Genomic DNA, 14,936 nt, shown 5'->3' with positions numbered 1-14,936 from the left:
CTGCCCCGGGCAGCACGTATGGCACTGTTGACGCCATGGCTGATCACCCCACTTCGCTCGTCAGGTATACAACGGACGCCGGTGCGGAGGTTGCAGTACTCACCTTCGACCACGGGCCACTCAATCTTTTCGATCAGGCGATGTTCGATGCCGTGGCCGCGGACATCGCCGAGCTGACGGCGAATCCTCCTCGCGCGGTGCTGTTGCGCAGCGAGGGAAAGGTCAACTCCGCGGGCGTCGATGTCCGCGTGTTCGACGGCTTGTCTGCGGCGCAGGGCGCAGACCTGTGGCGAAAGCTGTTCGCCGACATCGCACATCCGCTCGAGGCTTTGCCGTGTCCGGTGGTCTACGCCGCGCACGGGTTGACGTTGACGGCTGCGTTCGAGATCTCTCTTGCCTGCGACATCATTCTTGCGGGCCCGAAAGCCAGGTTCGGTTTGGTCGAAACCGTTGTCGGACTGACGCCGTCGATGGGCGGACCGCAGCGTCTCGCCGAGCGAGCCGGTTCGGGCCGTGCGCGCGAACTCGTCATGACCGGTGATCTGTACGACGCCGAGACGCTGAAGGAGTGGGGCGTCGTGAACGCCGTCCACACCGATGTCGACGCCGAGGCGCGCGCTCTGGTCGAGCGGTTGGCCGCGGGCCCGACGGTGGCTCACGCTGCCACGAAAAAGATTGTGGCGGCGTGGCGTTCGGGCGGTATTGCTCATGCGGACGAGATCACGTCGGACGTGTCGGGGGCGTTGTTCGAGACCGACGATCTTCGCGGAGCGGTGAGGAGTTTTCTGGAGAACGGTCCGGGGAAGGCGACGTACAGCGGTCGGTGAAAATTTCGGGGCGGTAAGATTCATGGGATGACCACCAAGCCCCTCGCCGAACTTCACATGCACATCGAGGGATCGCTCGAGCCGCCGCAGATTTTCGAGTTCGCCGAACGCAATGCAATTGCGTTGCCGTACAGCGATATCGAGGAGCTGCGGCGGTTGTACGAGTTCACCGATCTTCAGTCGTTCTTGAATCTGTATTACGCCAACACCTCAGTTCTTCGCACGGCGGAGGACTTTGCCGATCTCGCGCGTGCGTATTTCCGCCGGGCGGCGGAGGGCGGCGTCACGCATGCGGAGGTCTTTTTCGATCCGCAGGCGCACACTTCGCGTGGTGTTCCTCTGGAGGCGGTGGTCGAGGGTTTGGCGGATGCAGCGGCGTCGAGCGAGCGTGAGTTCGGGGTGACGAGCGGGCTGATCGCGTCGATCCTGCGGGACAAGCCTGTCGCCGAAGCCAACAAGCTGTTCGACGACCTGTTGGCGATGAACGCGCCGATCATCGGCCTCGGCCTCGATTCGGCGGAGGCAGGCTTTCCGCCGTCGCTGTTCGTCGATGTGTTCGCGAAGGCCCGCGCCGAGGGCTTGCACGTCGTCGCTCATGCGGGCGAGGAGGGCCCGGCCGAATACATCTGGGAGGCACTGGATCTGCTGGGCGCCGAACGCATCGATCACGGTGTTCGCTGCCTCGAGGACGACGCGCTGATAACCCGGCTCGTCGACGAGGAGATCCCGTTGACGGTGTGTCCGTTTTCGAACGTCCGACTGAAGGTGATCGCCGACCTCACCGACCACCCCATTCGCCAGATGATCGAACGCGGCTTGATGGTCACCGTGGGCTCCGACGATCCGGCGTACTTCGGCGGCTACGTCGACGACAATTTCGCGGCGCTCGCCGAGCAGCTCGGGCTGACGGAGCGCGAGCGTGAGATTCTCTACGACAATTCGATCAAGGCGTCGTTCACCGCACGGTGACGAAAGCTTGCGGGTAGCCGGTGGCGCCGTCGGGCACGGTGTCGGCGGTCATCGACGTCTGGATTTCACCGTCGGCGTCGGTGGCTCGCGCGCGGATCGTGTGCTCGCCGGGCGTGAAATCCCATGTGAGCGCCCATTGCCGCCAGGTGTCCTTCGAGTACTCCTCGGAGAGGTTCGCCGGAACCCAGTCGCCGCCGTCGATTTGTACGTCGACGGCGGAGATTCCGGTGTGCTGCTTCCAGGCCACCCCGGCGATGACGACGGGCCCTGGGTCGATGTCGGAGCCGGATGCGGGGGTATCGATGCGGGCAGCGGTCTTGATCGGGCCGCGTTCGCCCCAGCCGCGGTCGGTCCAGTACGCGGTCGCCCTGTCGAATCGCGTCACCTCGAGATCGGTGACCCACTTCGTCGCGGAGACGTAGCCGTACAGCCCGGGCACGACGAGCCTGGCCGGGTAGCCGTGCTCGACGGGGAGCGGTTGGCCGTTCATTCCGACGGCGAGGAGTGCGTCGCGGCCGTCGAGTAGCGCTTCGAGCGGCGTTCCCGCGGTGAACGCGTCGTGGCTCGACGAGAGCACCATATCGGCACCTTCTTGGATGCCCGCCTCGTCGAGTAAATCTTTCAACGGGTAGCCGATCCAGGTGGCGTTGCCGACGAGGTCACCGCCGACGATGTTCGACACGCACGTCAGGGTCACGGTGCGTTCGACCGCTTCACGCGACGCGAGGTCGTCGAACGTAATCTCCATTTCGCGGTCCACCATGCCGTGGATGCGCAGCGACCACGTGTCCGACGGCACCTGCGGCACCACGAGCGCGGTGTCGATGCGGTAAAAGTCCTCGTTCGAGGTGACGTACGAGGCGAGGCCGTCGATGCCGAGGTCGGCGCCTGCCGGGATAGGCGGCTGAGGCGTCGGTGTCGGCAGGAGGAATCCGAGGCGGTTGGCGGTGACACTGCGTGCCTGCCCGAGCATGCGCCCCGCGGTTCCTGCCGCGACGGCGACGAATCCTGCGGCCACCGCGAGGCCCAGAAAGCTGCGCCTGCTCATGCTTTCGGATTCGGTCGGGTGCGTGGGATCGGTCGTTCGGAGCAGCGCGTGGAGGACGACGATGCCCGCAGCGACGCCGAGGATGGTGGGGAGCGCGGCCAGCGGCGACGCGGTGGATCGAGTGACGGCGGCGAGCACACCGACAACGCCGAGGACGGCGAACAGGATCGCCCCGCGGGGCCGCCGCAGCAGGCCGGCGCCTGCGGCGATCAACCCGATGACCAACGCCATCCCCACGAACAATGCTGCTTTGTCGGACGTACCGAAGGTGTCGATGGCCCAGTCGCGGACGGCTTCGGGGGTGTTGTCGACGACCGCGGAACCGACCGCCACGAACGGGCTGGAGCCACTGCCGAACGGGACGGAGACAAGTTCGCCGACGCCGATGATCACTGCCGCGGCGATGATGCCGGCGAATGCCTTCTTCATGGCACCAGTGTGCGCCAACCGGGGAGGTACTTCGAAAACACGCTGTGAGATGTAGGTAACACGGGCGCGGGACTCGACGACATATTCCCCAGTGGGCGCAAAACCGAAGAACCACGAGGATTCGACCCGGAGGGCTCTTTCCATGACCGTCATCACCGATTCGACGCATTTCAACGCGCTGCATCTGTCTGCCCCGGACATCGTCGATCGGTCTGCCTCCGATGTCGTAGCACCGACCATCGTGCCCATCCGTGCCTCCGGCGCCTCGGCCCCGGTGTTTTGCATTCACCCGATCGACGGGCTGGCGTCGCGCTACGCAGCGCTGGCCGAGCACATCGGGTTCGATCACCCCGTGTACGGCGTTCAGATCGCCGGCGCAGGAGAACGGGCGGTGTCCATCGGCGCGCTCGCCGCGCGCTACGCCGACGACATCCTCGTGGTGGCCACAGCCGGCCCCGTTCACCTCCTGGGGCTTGCCTTCGGAGGTGTCCTCGCCCACGCCATCGCCGTCGAACTGCAGGGTAGGGGCGTCACCGTGCTCAGCGTGACCCTCCTTGCCAGCGACCCGATGCCGCGAGATGGATCAGGATGCTCGATCCGACAGCAGCACGAACTGCTCGCCGGAATGGGCGACGACATCGACCGCAGCCGCGCCGAGGAGCTCCTCGCCGCCGCCGCGCACAACGAGAACTTGGCGAGCAAGCACTTCCCCGGCATCTACGTTGGTACCGCGCTCGTCGTGTCGAACATCGGATCCGACGCCGGATCGGCATGGCACGCATTCGTCAGCGGCACGGTCTCCAAGTTCGAGGTGCCCGACACCGCCGCGTTCGGACTCGTCGGAGCACTGGTCGACCGCTACCTCTAGCTTCCCTTCATTCGCCCAGCACTCCTTGCAGATACTCGTTGTCGAACACTCGGCCGGGATCGAGTTCGTTTCGTACTGCCCGGAAGTCCTCGAAGTGCGGATAGCTGTCGGCGAGATCCACCGAACCCAGCGAGTGCAGCTTGCCCCAGTGCGGCCGTCCGCCGACGCTGAGAGCGATCGACTCGACCGCGTTGAAATAAGCTCGGTGATCTCTGCGGTGATATTGGTGCACGGCGATGTACGCGGTGTCGCGCCCGTACGCGGTGGACAGCCAGATGTCGTCGGCTGCGGCGAAACGCACCTCGACGGGAAACGCGATGAACACCCGCGACGACTCCAACCAGCGATCGACCTCGTGCAGCACGTAGGTGATCGACTCCGCGGGCACCGCGTACTCCATCTCTCGAAACCGGACCGTCCGCGAGGATGCGAACACGCGGTGGCTGCGATCGGTGAACTGCCGTGCGGACAGCGCCCGTGCGGACAGCGCGTTCACCCGGGGAATGATCCCGGGAAACTCGGTGACGATGCGATTGATCGCCCCGAATGCTGTGTTGGACAACAGTTCGTCGTCGACGAATGCCCGGACTCGACCGAGCGGAGCGAGAGGGGCGTCGACCGGTAGCCGAGTGTTGCGTTTGGTGAGCACGCGGTCGGTGTGCGGAAACCAGTAGAACTCGAAGTGGTCGACCGCAGACACCGCCCCGTCGATGTCCGCCAGCGTGCCGGTCAACGTCGCGGGCGCTTCCTCCGCGCGCAGAAGGAATGCCGGCACGCAGTGCAGCGTCACCCGGGTGACGATGCCGAGAGCGCCGAGCCCGATGCGCGCGGCGTCGAACACCTCGGGGCGCGTCTCCCGCGAGCAGGTCACGACCCCGGAATCTGCGGTCACCATCTCCAGGGCACGCACCTGGGTTGCGATCCCGCCGAACTGCGCGCCCGTTCCGTGCGTACCGGTCGAGATGGCGCCGGCGACGGACTGTGAGTCGATGTCTCCGAGGTTGGTCATGGCCAGCCCGAGATCCCACAGGGCTGCCGTCAGCTCGCGCAGCCGGGTACCCGCAAGCACCGTCACGAGTGCAGATCCGTCGGGTGCACTCTCGACGGATTCGATGCCGCGCAGGTGATCGAGGCTCATCTGCATTCCGTCGGTGACCGCGATCGAGGTGAACGAATGCCCGGCTCCGACGGCTTTGACGGCCCCCGGGGCCCGCGCGAGGTCGTGCTGCACGTCCGGAACGCTCCGCGGCATTGCCACCTCGGTGGGATACGCCGTCTGATTTCTTGCCCAGTTCTGCCATGCAAGCCCCGTCATCGATCAACTATGAATGGGTGCCGCCGACACGGTCAATGTCGTTCCGCCTTCGCGGCTGCGCGCCTACGATCGAATTATGCAGACGCGGCTGCCGGTCGACACGCGACGTGCCCAGCTGGTGCAGGCTGCCTTGAATCTCGCCGAACGTGTCGGTATCGAAGGGTTGACGGTTCGCGGCGTTGCCGAGGAAGCAGGCGTGGCTCGCGGCGCGGTGTACTACTGCTTCGAATCGAAGGAGGTACTGGTCACAGCCATGGGCGAGGGGCTGATCGTCGACGTCACCGGCGCCCTGCATCACGCATTCTCCACCGCGGTGCGGACGCGGGATCTCGACGGTCCCCGTGGTCTTCGTGAGTTGGTGCACAGCGGGCTCAGTGCCATTTGGCCTCTGGTGCAGAGCACGGCGGACCGCCAGTTGCTGTCGTACGAGATCAAGACCTACCTCCTTCGCCATCGAGCGCTCGGCTCCGCACCCGCTGCTGCACTGGCGGGCGGCCAGTACCGCATTCGTGACTCCGAGGCGTACGCGTTTTTCGAAGCGTGCGCCGAGCACACCGGTACGCGATGGATGGAACCGATCGATTCGGTTGCACGCTTCGGCATGGCCACGGTCGACGGGTTGATCCTGCGGTGGCTCGTCGACCGCGACGACATTGCCGTCATTGCAGCGCTCGACGACCTGTCCGGGATCATCGCGGGCAAAGCCGTGAGCGTTCGATGACGGGATCCGATGCGCTGGCGCGTATCGACGAGGCCACGAGGGGTTTCGAGCCACCGTTCGCTGCGGTCGACGCAGCTGCCCTCGACGCCAATGCGGCGGCTCTCGTTCGGCGGGCGGGCGGACTGCCGGTGCGGGTCGCGAGCAAATCGGTGCGCGTCCGGGGTGTGCTGGCGCGCGTTCTGGGTGCCGAGTTGACGGCCGCGGACGGGTTCGCCGGACTGATGACGTACTCACCGCGCGAGGCGATCTGGCTTGCCGAGCACGGTGCGCGCGATGTGTTGATGGGGTATCCGACGGTGGACCGCGCAGCGCTCACCGCGATCACGCAGAGTCGGGCGCTGACCGAGCGCATCACGTTCATGGTCGACGACCTTGCCCATTTAGATCTGCTTCGCGACGTTGCCGGATCGGCGAGCATTCGTCCACGCATCTGTATCGACGTCGACGCCTCCCTGCGCATGGGGCCGTTGCACCTGGGTGTCCGGAGGTCGCCGCTGCGTCGCCCCGACCGGATCGCCGAGTTCGCGCGCGAAGCGAAGAACCGTGGGTTCGCGGTCGTGGGCGTCATGTTCTACGAGGCGCAGATCGCCGGGCTACCCGACTCGAGCCGTGCGGTCGAGTGGATGAAGAAGCTGTCGGCGTCGGAACTGCGAACGCGCCGCACGGCCGTGGTCGACGCGGTCACCGGTGTCGTCGGCCCGTTGTCCATCGTCAACAGTGGCGGTACGGGGTCCCTCGAGGTCAGCTCGGCCGACGCCGCGGTCACCGAGGTGACGGCGGGTTCAGGACTGTTCGCACCCACGCTGTTCGACGGGTACCGCGCGTTCACCCCGGTGCCGGCGCTGTACTTCGCGCTGTCCGTCGTTCGTACCCCGACGCCGTCGATCGCCACTGCATTCGGCGGCGGCTACATCGCGTCGGGACCTGCGTCGGCGTCGCGGTCGCCGTCGCCGGTTGCCCTGTCGGTTGCCCCGTCGGGAGGCGTGGGGGTCGTGCGAGGCGGTCTTCGGCTGCTGCGCAACGAGGGTGCAGGCGAAGTTCAGACGCCGGTTTCCTCGCGCGGCGCGGCTGTCGGTGATCGCGTGTGGTTCCGCCACGCGAAGGCCGGGGAGGTATGCGAACGCTTCGACGCGGTGCACATCGTCGAGGCCGACGGAGGCGTCACCACCCTTCCCACCTACCGCGGCGAGGGCAGGAACTTCGGCTAGTGCGCGTGCGAATCGGTCAGAGCCAGAAACGCTCCGAGCGTGTCCAGGCCGTCCGGGGTGGCGGGGAGGTAGTGGGTCAGCGTTCGCGCGTGGACGATGATGGCCGCCCACTGACCGCGAGAGATGGCGACGTTCAGCCTGTTTCGTGACAGCAGGAAGCCTGCGCCGCGGGGAGATGCGGCGAGGTTCGAGGCCGTCATCGACACGATCGAAATCGGTGCCTGCCGACCCTGGAACTTGTCGACGGTGCCGACGAGCACGTCGCCGAGGCCGGCGTTGTCGAGGTGTTCGCGGATCAGTGCCACCTGGGCGTTGTACGGTGCGACGACGAGGAAGTCCGCGGGTTCGAGTCCCCGGACGCCGTGGTGAGTGTCGGGGTCGGTCCACGGCAGACCGATGAGCTTCTCGATCTGCCGACGAATCTCCTCGGCTTCTTCGGGTGACTCGGTGGTGTTGTCGTGGTGCTCGATGGTGACGGTGTGCAGTCCCGGTGGCAGGCCGTCGAGCACCCGTTTGTCGGTCGCGTCCTCGTTCGAGAACAGCTTGCCCTCGTAGGACAGAGCAGAGACCGGTGCGCACAGCGCGGGATGCATGCGCCAGGTGCGGCTGAGGAAGTACCCGCGGTCGGTCGGCAGGGCTCCATGGCCGGCGGCGAGCCATCCCAGCGCAGATTCGTCGACGGGCTCGGGGTGGGTGCCCTGGCTGACCTGCGGCAGCTGCTGCGGGTCGCCGAGCAGAAGCAGAGTGCGGGCCGAGCCGGCGACGGCGATGGTGTTGGCCAGCGAGAACTGTCCGGCTTCGTCGATGACGAGCAGGTCGAGAGAACCCGGCACCACCCGGGTCGCGTGCGAGAAATCCCACGCGGTTCCGCCGATGACGCACCCGTCGGCGGCGTCCGCGACGAACGATGGATACTCGGCTTCCTTCAGGTCGGTGAGCCCGTCGGGTGCCTTCTTCTTCCCGATCTGCTCGGTGGGCACACCGGCTTGTGCGATGCCCTGCAGTAGGTTCTCGATGACCGAATGTGATTGCGCGACAACGCCGATTCGCCAACCGTGCTCCAGAATCAGGCGGGTGATGACGGCTGCTGCGGTGTACGTTTTCCCGGTTCCCGGTGGGCCCTGGACGGCCAGGTAGGAGTGGTCCAGATCGAGCAGCGCAGTGGTGATCGCTTCGGTGTAATTGCCGTCCACCACCGGTGGCAGGCCCGCTCCGGAGATCGTCCGCGGTGTCGAGCGCGAGGTCAGGTCGGCCACGGCGCAGTGCGGGAGATCCGGTAGTCCTGCGAGCACCTCCTCGGATGCGCGGCCGATTGCCGCTTCCATGCTGGCCGTCGGTATCGGGGCGTTGGGAGCGATCGCCATCGGCAGCGAGTCGTACGGGTCGGCGGCCGCCGCCAGCTTCTCGTCGACGAGTACGTAGCTGTCACCCAGTTCCACCACATCGGCCTTGCTGCATGCGCGGTAGCTCGGGTGCGGCTGATCGAGGCCTTCGGGCGCAGGCAGGTCGTAGAGCAGCCGGACGTTTCTGTCCAGACCGGTCGCGACGGTCCCGTTCAAGCGGAGACGGCGGCGCAGCAACTTCTGGCGCGGTGTTGTCTTGGCCCACACCGATTCGATGCAGCCCGATTCCACCGTCATCACGTCCGGGGTTTCGGGCCACTCGTCGACGGGGCTCTGCAGGCGGTCGAAGTGTGCCCACCAGAATGGTTTTCGTTCACGGCGGTGGTAGCCGATCGAACCGCCGTACAGCGCGACTGCCTGTTGCACGCCGGTACGGTCGGCCGCTGGTCCGGTACCGACGAACTCGCGCAGTGACTCTTCCAGCGGTGTCGCGTGGTCGTCGGTGTCGGGAACGAGCTCGGCGGCCTGCCGCGGAGTGACTCCCGCCTCCGTTGCACGTGCGAGCAACCAGTCGCGCAGCCGGATCGTCGATTCGCAGTCGTACCGGTTGTATTCGGCAATTTCGGCCAACAGGGCAGCTGCTTCGTCGGTGCGGCCCTCGTCGCGAAGATCGCACCAGTGTGCGTACTCGGCGATGGACGCCGCGGCATTGGTGACGTCGCTTATCCGCCCCGTCGGCATGTACAGGGGCTCGAGTTTCTTGATGCTGTACGACCGTTCGCCGATGCGGAGCGACCCGCGAACAACAGGATAGAGGTCGACGAGGACGTTCTCGCGAAGCAGATTGTCGACGATCTCCTCGCCGACGCCGTACCGTCCCGCGAGCCGAAGCAAGGCCGTCTTCTCGTAGGCGGCGTAGTGGTAGACGTGCATGCCGGGATATTCGCGTCGGCGGGCCACGAGGAAATCGAGGAACGCTTCGAGGGCGGCGCGCTCCTCGGCGCGGTCGTGCGCCCAGAACGGGGTGAACTCCCCGTCCGTGTCGAGCACGCCGAAGAGGTACTCGAGCCCCCATTCGTGCGAGTTCGGTTCGGACCAGAGGGGGTCGCCTTCGAAGTCGAAGAAGATGTCGCCCGGGTTCGGTTCGGGAATCGATGCCAATGCCTCGGCGTCGAATATCTCGTATTCGGTTGCGCCGCTTCGGCTTTGTGCGATCTGCAGAGTCGCCTGGGCCCGCAGGTTGTCGTGCACCCGCGCAGCGAGGTTCGGCACGGGCGCAGAGGAGGCAGCCAGTTCTGCCGTGCTGGTGATGCCCGCGTCGATCAGATGCGCTCGTTGACCGCCGGTGAGTCCCGCGACGAGAAGCAGGTCGTCGCGCGCGACGACCTGCTCGTCGCATTGGTCGCACCGTCCGCAGGCGGTGTACCGCGGGTCGCCCCAGTCGACGGGGTCGCCGTCGGCGACATGCTCGTCGAGGATCTGCTCGAGATGGGCTCGGCGACGGCGATAGACGGGGAGAAGATTCTTCGTCGCGTGGTCGGTGGTGCTGCCGTCACCCAACATCAGATGCAGCGAATCCGACACCTCGATGCCGCCGCGCTGCAGTGCGTCGGCGTAGGCGGCGAGCTGCAGGAGGGCGGGCACTCGTGCGTGTCGGGACAGCTTGGTGTCGTACACCGAGTACGCGCCTCGGTCGGCGGGGGTGCCTTCCCTGACGAGGAAGTCGCAGAACCCGAGGAAGCGGCCGTCGAAGAAGGTTGCCTGGTAGAGAACGTCGTATCCCCACAGGACTGTTTCGATGGTCGCTGCATTGGCGTCGGCGAGTCCGACGAGCGAACGCTCCGGCCTCGGCATGATCGACACGCCCACGCCGTACCGGGCCTCAAATGCTTCGAGTTGACGCTTTTCGTGGGCGAGGCCGAGTGCCGATGTGCGTTCGAGCATGGGGTCCGGCTCGGCGCGCACGGCGGCAATTCGGCCGAGTACCGCGTCGAGGGAACGGAGCATCGCGTACTCGCACGCGGCTGCGGCCGACAGGTCACTGGCGCTGTACACGACCCGGTCGTCCAGTAGGAACACGCGCCCAACTGTAGGTGAATGCAGCGGAGGGCAGACGCAGCAGGCAAAATAGTCGAATGCCGTTTTTCGAGGGAGCCACCGGTGCCGTCCACTACCGCTCGTGGACGACAGCACATCCGCAGCTAGTGCTGGTTTTTCTTCACGGTCTCGGCCAGAACAGCGGCCACTACCACCGCTTCGCGCGGATCATGAACAACGAGAACATCGACGTCTGGGCGGTCGATCACGTCGGCCACGGCTTGACCGAGGGCGAACTGTCCGACGCCTCTCAGATCGACGGCCTGGCCGACAACGCGCTGCAGTTGGCGGACATCGCAAGGTCGGAACGCTCTGGCGTGCCGGTGGCACTGATGGGTCACTCACTCGGAGCTGCGACGGCCATCGCGGCTCTCGGCAAGAACCCGAGCGGGTTCGGCTCCGCAGTTCTGTGCGGCACGCCGAAGTCGACGACGGGCAAGGCGACCGACCTGAACGATGCGACCATCCCGCTGCTGGCGCTGCACGGTGTCGACGACCGGATGGCGCCCATCGACGCTGTTCGCTCGTGGATACCGTCGGTGCCCGGAGCGTCGTTGCGGGAGTTCGAACATGCGGGCCACGACCTGCTGCACGAGAAGGTGCACCGCACGGTGTCGCTGGCGGCCGCAGAATTCCTGCTCACCCACGTGTGACCTCCCGCTCCGCCGAGATCGAGGTTGCGTAGGGATTTCCGTGGATTTCCTGACGCAACCTCGATCTCGGCGGGCAAGGACGGACTAGCTGTAGATCGACTCGATCTCCGAGCTGCGCTCCTGGTGGATGATGTTGCGCTTGAGCTTCATCGTGGGAGTGAGCTCACCGGTCTCGACGGTGAAGTCGTTCTCGAGGATCTTGTACTTCTTGATCTGCTCGGCCTTGGACACCTTCTTGTTGGCGTCGGCGACGGCCTTGTCGATCTCGGCTACGAGGTCGGCGTTCTTCTTCAGTTCTTCGAACGCGACGTTCTCGGCGACGCCGTTACGTTCCTTCCAACCCGGGAGGGCTTCCGGGTCGAGGGTGATGAGCGCGCCGATGAAAGGCTTCGCGTCGCCGACCACGAGGCACTGACTGATCAGTGCGTTTGCGCGGAGGGCATCTTCGAGCACTGCGGGTGCGACGTTCTTGCCGCCCGCGGTGACGATGATTTCCTTCTTGCGGCCGGTGATCGAGACGTATCCGTCCTGGTCGATGCTTCCCAGGTCGCCGGTGTGGAACCAGCCGTCGATGATGGACTCGGCGGTCGCCTTGTCGTTGTGCCAGTAGCCGCTGAACACGACCGGTCCCTTGACGAGCAGCTCCCCGTCCTCGGCGATCTTGGCCGAGTGGCCGTTGATCGGCTTCCCGACGCTGCCGATGCGCTGTTCCGCCGTGGTGTTGACGGTGACGGCTGCGCTCGTCTCGGTGAGGCCGTAGCCCTCGTAGACGGGGATGCCGACACCGCGGAAGAAGTGGCCGAGTCGGGCACCGAGGGCGGCGCCACCGGCGACGGCGCGATCGCAGTTGCCGCCGAGCGCAGCGCGGAGCTTCGAGTAGACGAGCTTGTCGAACACCTTGTGCTTGACATTCAGCACGAGGCCGGCGCCGCCCTTGTCCTGCGCCTCGCTCCACTCGATGGCGGTGGCTGCGGCCTTGTCGAAGATGCTGCCCTTGCCGCCGTCGTGCGCCTTCTGCTTGGCGGAGTTGTAGACCTTCTCGAACACACGCGGTACCGACAGGATGAAGTCGGGCTTGAAGCTGGCGAACTGATCGAGCAGCGTGGTGACATCGGAGGTGTGTCCGACGGTGGCCTTCGACTCGAACGCTCCGAACGAGATGGCGCGCGCGAACACGTGCGCCATCGGAAGGAACATCAGGGTGCGATTGCCTTCCTTCATCGAGTCGTGCAGGGCGATCTGTGTCGCCTGGACCTCTGCGTAGAAGTTGGCGTGGGTGAGCTGCACGCCTTTGGGGCGGCCCGTGGTGCCCGAGGTGTAGATCAGTGTCGCGGGAGTGGACGCAGTGACCTGGTGGCGACGTGCGTCCAGATCCTCGTCGGTGACGTTCGCGCCGCGGGTGGTCAGTTCGTCGATGGCGCCTGCGTCGATCTGCAGTACCTCACGCAGATCGGCGGCGCCTTCGGTGACCTCCTTGAGGGCCTCGGCGTGCTGCGGCGTCTCGACGACCAGCAGCTTCGTGGCAGAGTCCTCGAGGATCCACTGCGCCTGATCGGGCGCGGAGGTCTCGTAGATCGCGACGGTGCAGCCGCCTGCGGTCCAGATGGCGTAGTCGAGCAGCACCCATTCGTAACGGGTGGCCGAGAGAATTGCGACTCGGTCGCCGAGCTCGACACCCGAGGCGATGAAGCCCTTGGCCACGGCTGCGACCTCGCGAGCGAACTGTGCTGCGGTGACGTCCGTCCACCTCCCGCCGATCAGCCGCTGGAACGGGACGACGTTCGGGGACTCCTTCTCGTACCGGAAGACGGTATCGGCCATCGACGCATCGTCGGGAATTGTGAATGAAGCCGGCACAGAATATTCGCGCACTGTAGAACCCCTCCGGGAAAATGACGTAACAGGTGTGCATTTCATCACATTCGGGGTCGGGTTGCACTACCGATGGTTGTCCGGTTTGCGAAATTTCGACTCGTCCTGCGGAGTTATGTGTGACTCGTCGTGCACCTTAACTGTTGCGTGGGTCGATTTCGACAGTGCGGTGTCTGTTCGGTCACCCTCCGATCGACCGGCTGGCAAGCTTGTCCACGAAGTTTCCGGCACTCCGTCCTGCTCGAGCAGTGACAGGGACTAAACTCGGCTGTATATGAGCACAACAGAGCCAGATCAGGACGCCGCCGTGACCCCAGACGCCGTGACCGCACATTCGGCTGCCGGCCCGACTTCGGCACCCGCGGAAGAGCGTGAGCAGTTGACGTTTGCCGACCTCGGAATCGACGAGAGGGTCCTGAAGGCTCTGCGCGATGTCGGCTACGAGACCCCGTCGCCCATCCAGGCCGCCACCATTCCACCGTTGATGAGCGGAAGCGATGTCGTCGGTCTCGCGCAAACCGGAACGGGCAAGACTGCCGCGTTCGCGGTACCGATTCTCTCTCGTCTCGACGTCTCCCGCCGCGTCCCGCAGGCGTTGGTGCTGGCACCGACGCGCGAGCTCGCACTGCAGGTGGCCGAGGCGTTCGGCAAGTACGCCGCCAACATTCCGGGTCTGCACATCCTGCCGATCTACGGTGGCCAGGCCTACGGCATTCAGTTGTCCGGCTTGCGCAAGGGCGCGCAGATCATCGTCGGTACTCCGGGTCGCGTCATCGACCACTTGGAGAAGGGCACGCTCGATCTGTCCCAGCTCGAGTACCTGGTGCTCGATGAGGCCGACGAGATGCTCAAGATGGGGTTCCAGGAGGACGTCGAACGCATCCTCTCCGACACTCCCGAGTACAAGCAGGTGGCGTTGTTCTCCGCCACCATGCCGCCGGCGATCCGCAAGATCTCCAAGCAGTACCTGCACGATCCGGTCGAGATCACGGTCAAGACCAAGACGTCGACGGCACCCAACATCACCCAGCGTTACGTGCAGGTGGCTCATCAGCGCAAGCTCGAGGCGCTCACTCGGATCTTCGAGGTCGAAGAGTTCGAGGCCATGATCATGTTCGTTCGCACCAAGCAGGCCACCGAGGAACTCGCGGAGAAGTTGCGGGCACGGGGATTCTCTGCAGCAGCGATCAACGGTGACATCGTCCAGGCCCAGCGCGAGCGGACCATCGGCCAGCTCAAGAGCGGTGCCATCGACGTCTTGGTCGCCACCGACGTCGCGGCGCGTGGTCTCGACGTCGATCGCATCTCGCACGTCATCAACTACGACATTCCGCACGACACCGAGTCGTACGTCCACCGCATCGGCCGTACCGGTCGCGCTGGTCGCGCCGGCGAGGCGTTGTTGTTCGTCGCGCCCCGGGAGCGTCACCTGCTCAAGGCGATCGAGCGCGCCACGCGTCAGCCCATCACCGAGATGCAGCTTCCGAGTGTCGACGACGTCAACGCGCAGCGCGTGATGAAGTTCGGCGACTCGATCACCGCAAGCCTCGAGAACGAGAACCTTGCGCTGTTCCGCAGGCTGATCG

11 protein-coding genes are annotated in these 14,936 nt (G+C 65.6%); 7 read left to right on the top strand and 4 right to left on the bottom strand.

Translation table 11 applies throughout. The annotated features are described in order from the left end of the window. Positions 1–35 precede the first annotated feature (35 nt). The gene (locus WBQ44_RS00905; protein ID WP_495564856.1) at positions 36–827 is read left to right on the top strand and encodes an enoyl-CoA hydratase/isomerase family protein; all 792 of its coding nucleotides are present in this window, start codon (positions 36–38) and stop codon (positions 825–827) included. Positions 828–854: 27 nt separating this feature from the next. Further along, positions 855–1,796 carry an adenosine deaminase gene (locus tag WBQ44_RS00900; RefSeq protein WP_495564855.1) on the top strand — a complete coding sequence of 314 codons (942 nt, stop codon included), beginning with the start codon at positions 855–857 and terminating at the stop codon, positions 1,794–1,796. On the opposite strand, the gene WBQ44_RS00895 is transcribed toward WBQ44_RS00900, so the two are convergent. Beyond that, the gene (locus tag WBQ44_RS00895; RefSeq protein ID WP_495564854.1) at positions 1,783–3,273 is read right to left on the bottom strand and encodes a molybdopterin-dependent oxidoreductase; all 1,491 of its coding nucleotides are present in this window, start codon (positions 3,271–3,273) and stop codon (positions 1,783–1,785) included. The genes WBQ44_RS00900 and WBQ44_RS00895 overlap by 14 nt on opposite strands. 142 nt (positions 3,274–3,415) lie before the next feature. Here WBQ44_RS00895 and WBQ44_RS00890 point away from each other — a divergent pair, with 142 nt between their 5' ends. Further along, a complete protein-coding gene (locus WBQ44_RS00890) occupies positions 3,416–4,141 on the top strand; it encodes a thioesterase domain-containing protein (protein ID WP_495564853.1) in 726 nt (241 codons plus the stop codon). Between the two features lie 7 nt (positions 4,142–4,148). Here WBQ44_RS00890 and WBQ44_RS00885 read toward each other — a convergent pair whose 3' ends face one another. After that, a complete protein-coding gene (locus tag WBQ44_RS00885; protein ID WP_495564852.1) occupies positions 4,149–5,456 on the bottom strand; it encodes a D-arabinono-1,4-lactone oxidase in 1,308 nt (435 codons plus the stop codon). 76 nt (positions 5,457–5,532) lie between these two features. Here WBQ44_RS00885 and WBQ44_RS00880 point away from each other — a divergent pair, with 76 nt between their 5' ends. Both WBQ44_RS00880 and WBQ44_RS00875 read left to right on the top strand, forming a co-directional pair. Beyond that, the gene (locus tag WBQ44_RS00880) at positions 5,533–6,177 is read left to right on the top strand and encodes a TetR/AcrR family transcriptional regulator (protein WP_495564851.1); all 645 of its coding nucleotides are present in this window, start codon (positions 5,533–5,535) and stop codon (positions 6,175–6,177) included. Beyond that, positions 6,174–7,385: an alanine racemase gene (locus WBQ44_RS00875; protein WP_495564850.1), complete on the top strand. Its 1,212-nt coding sequence runs from the start codon at positions 6,174–6,176 to the stop codon at positions 7,383–7,385. The genes WBQ44_RS00880 and WBQ44_RS00875 overlap by 4 nt, the downstream gene beginning before the upstream one ends. On the opposite strand, the gene WBQ44_RS00870 is transcribed toward WBQ44_RS00875, so the two are convergent. Continuing rightward, the gene (locus tag WBQ44_RS00870; RefSeq protein ID WP_495564849.1) at positions 7,382–10,807 is read right to left on the bottom strand and encodes a TM0106 family RecB-like putative nuclease; all 3,426 of its coding nucleotides are present in this window, start codon (positions 10,805–10,807) and stop codon (positions 7,382–7,384) included. The two genes, WBQ44_RS00875 and WBQ44_RS00870, sit on opposite strands and share 4 nt — an antisense overlap. A gap of 56 nt (positions 10,808–10,863) precedes the next feature. Here WBQ44_RS00870 and WBQ44_RS00865 point away from each other — a divergent pair, with 56 nt between their 5' ends. Next, complete coding sequence (locus tag WBQ44_RS00865; protein WP_495564848.1) at positions 10,864–11,478, top strand: alpha/beta hydrolase; 615 nt, start codon at positions 10,864–10,866, stop codon at positions 11,476–11,478. A gap of 84 nt (positions 11,479–11,562) precedes the next feature. Here the strand turns inward: WBQ44_RS00865 and WBQ44_RS00860 are convergent, their stop codons facing one another. Beyond that, complete coding sequence (locus WBQ44_RS00860) at positions 11,563–13,350, bottom strand: AMP-dependent synthetase/ligase (RefSeq protein WP_495564847.1); 1,788 nt, start codon at positions 13,348–13,350, stop codon at positions 11,563–11,565. 274 nt (positions 13,351–13,624) lie between these two features. Here WBQ44_RS00860 and WBQ44_RS00855 point away from each other — a divergent pair. Next, a partial coding sequence (locus WBQ44_RS00855; protein ID WP_495564846.1) for a DEAD/DEAH box helicase occupies positions 13,625–14,936 on the top strand: 1,312 nt, incomplete at its 3' end.

Source organism: Rhodococcus sp. (in: high G+C Gram-positive bacteria), assembly GCF_049591685.1.
In the GTDB taxonomy this organism is placed as follows: Bacteria; Actinomycetota; Actinomycetes; order Mycobacteriales; family Mycobacteriaceae; genus Rhodococcoides.
Note: the sequence above shows the minus strand (reverse complement) of the source record. Positions and strands in the feature narration are given on the sequence as shown.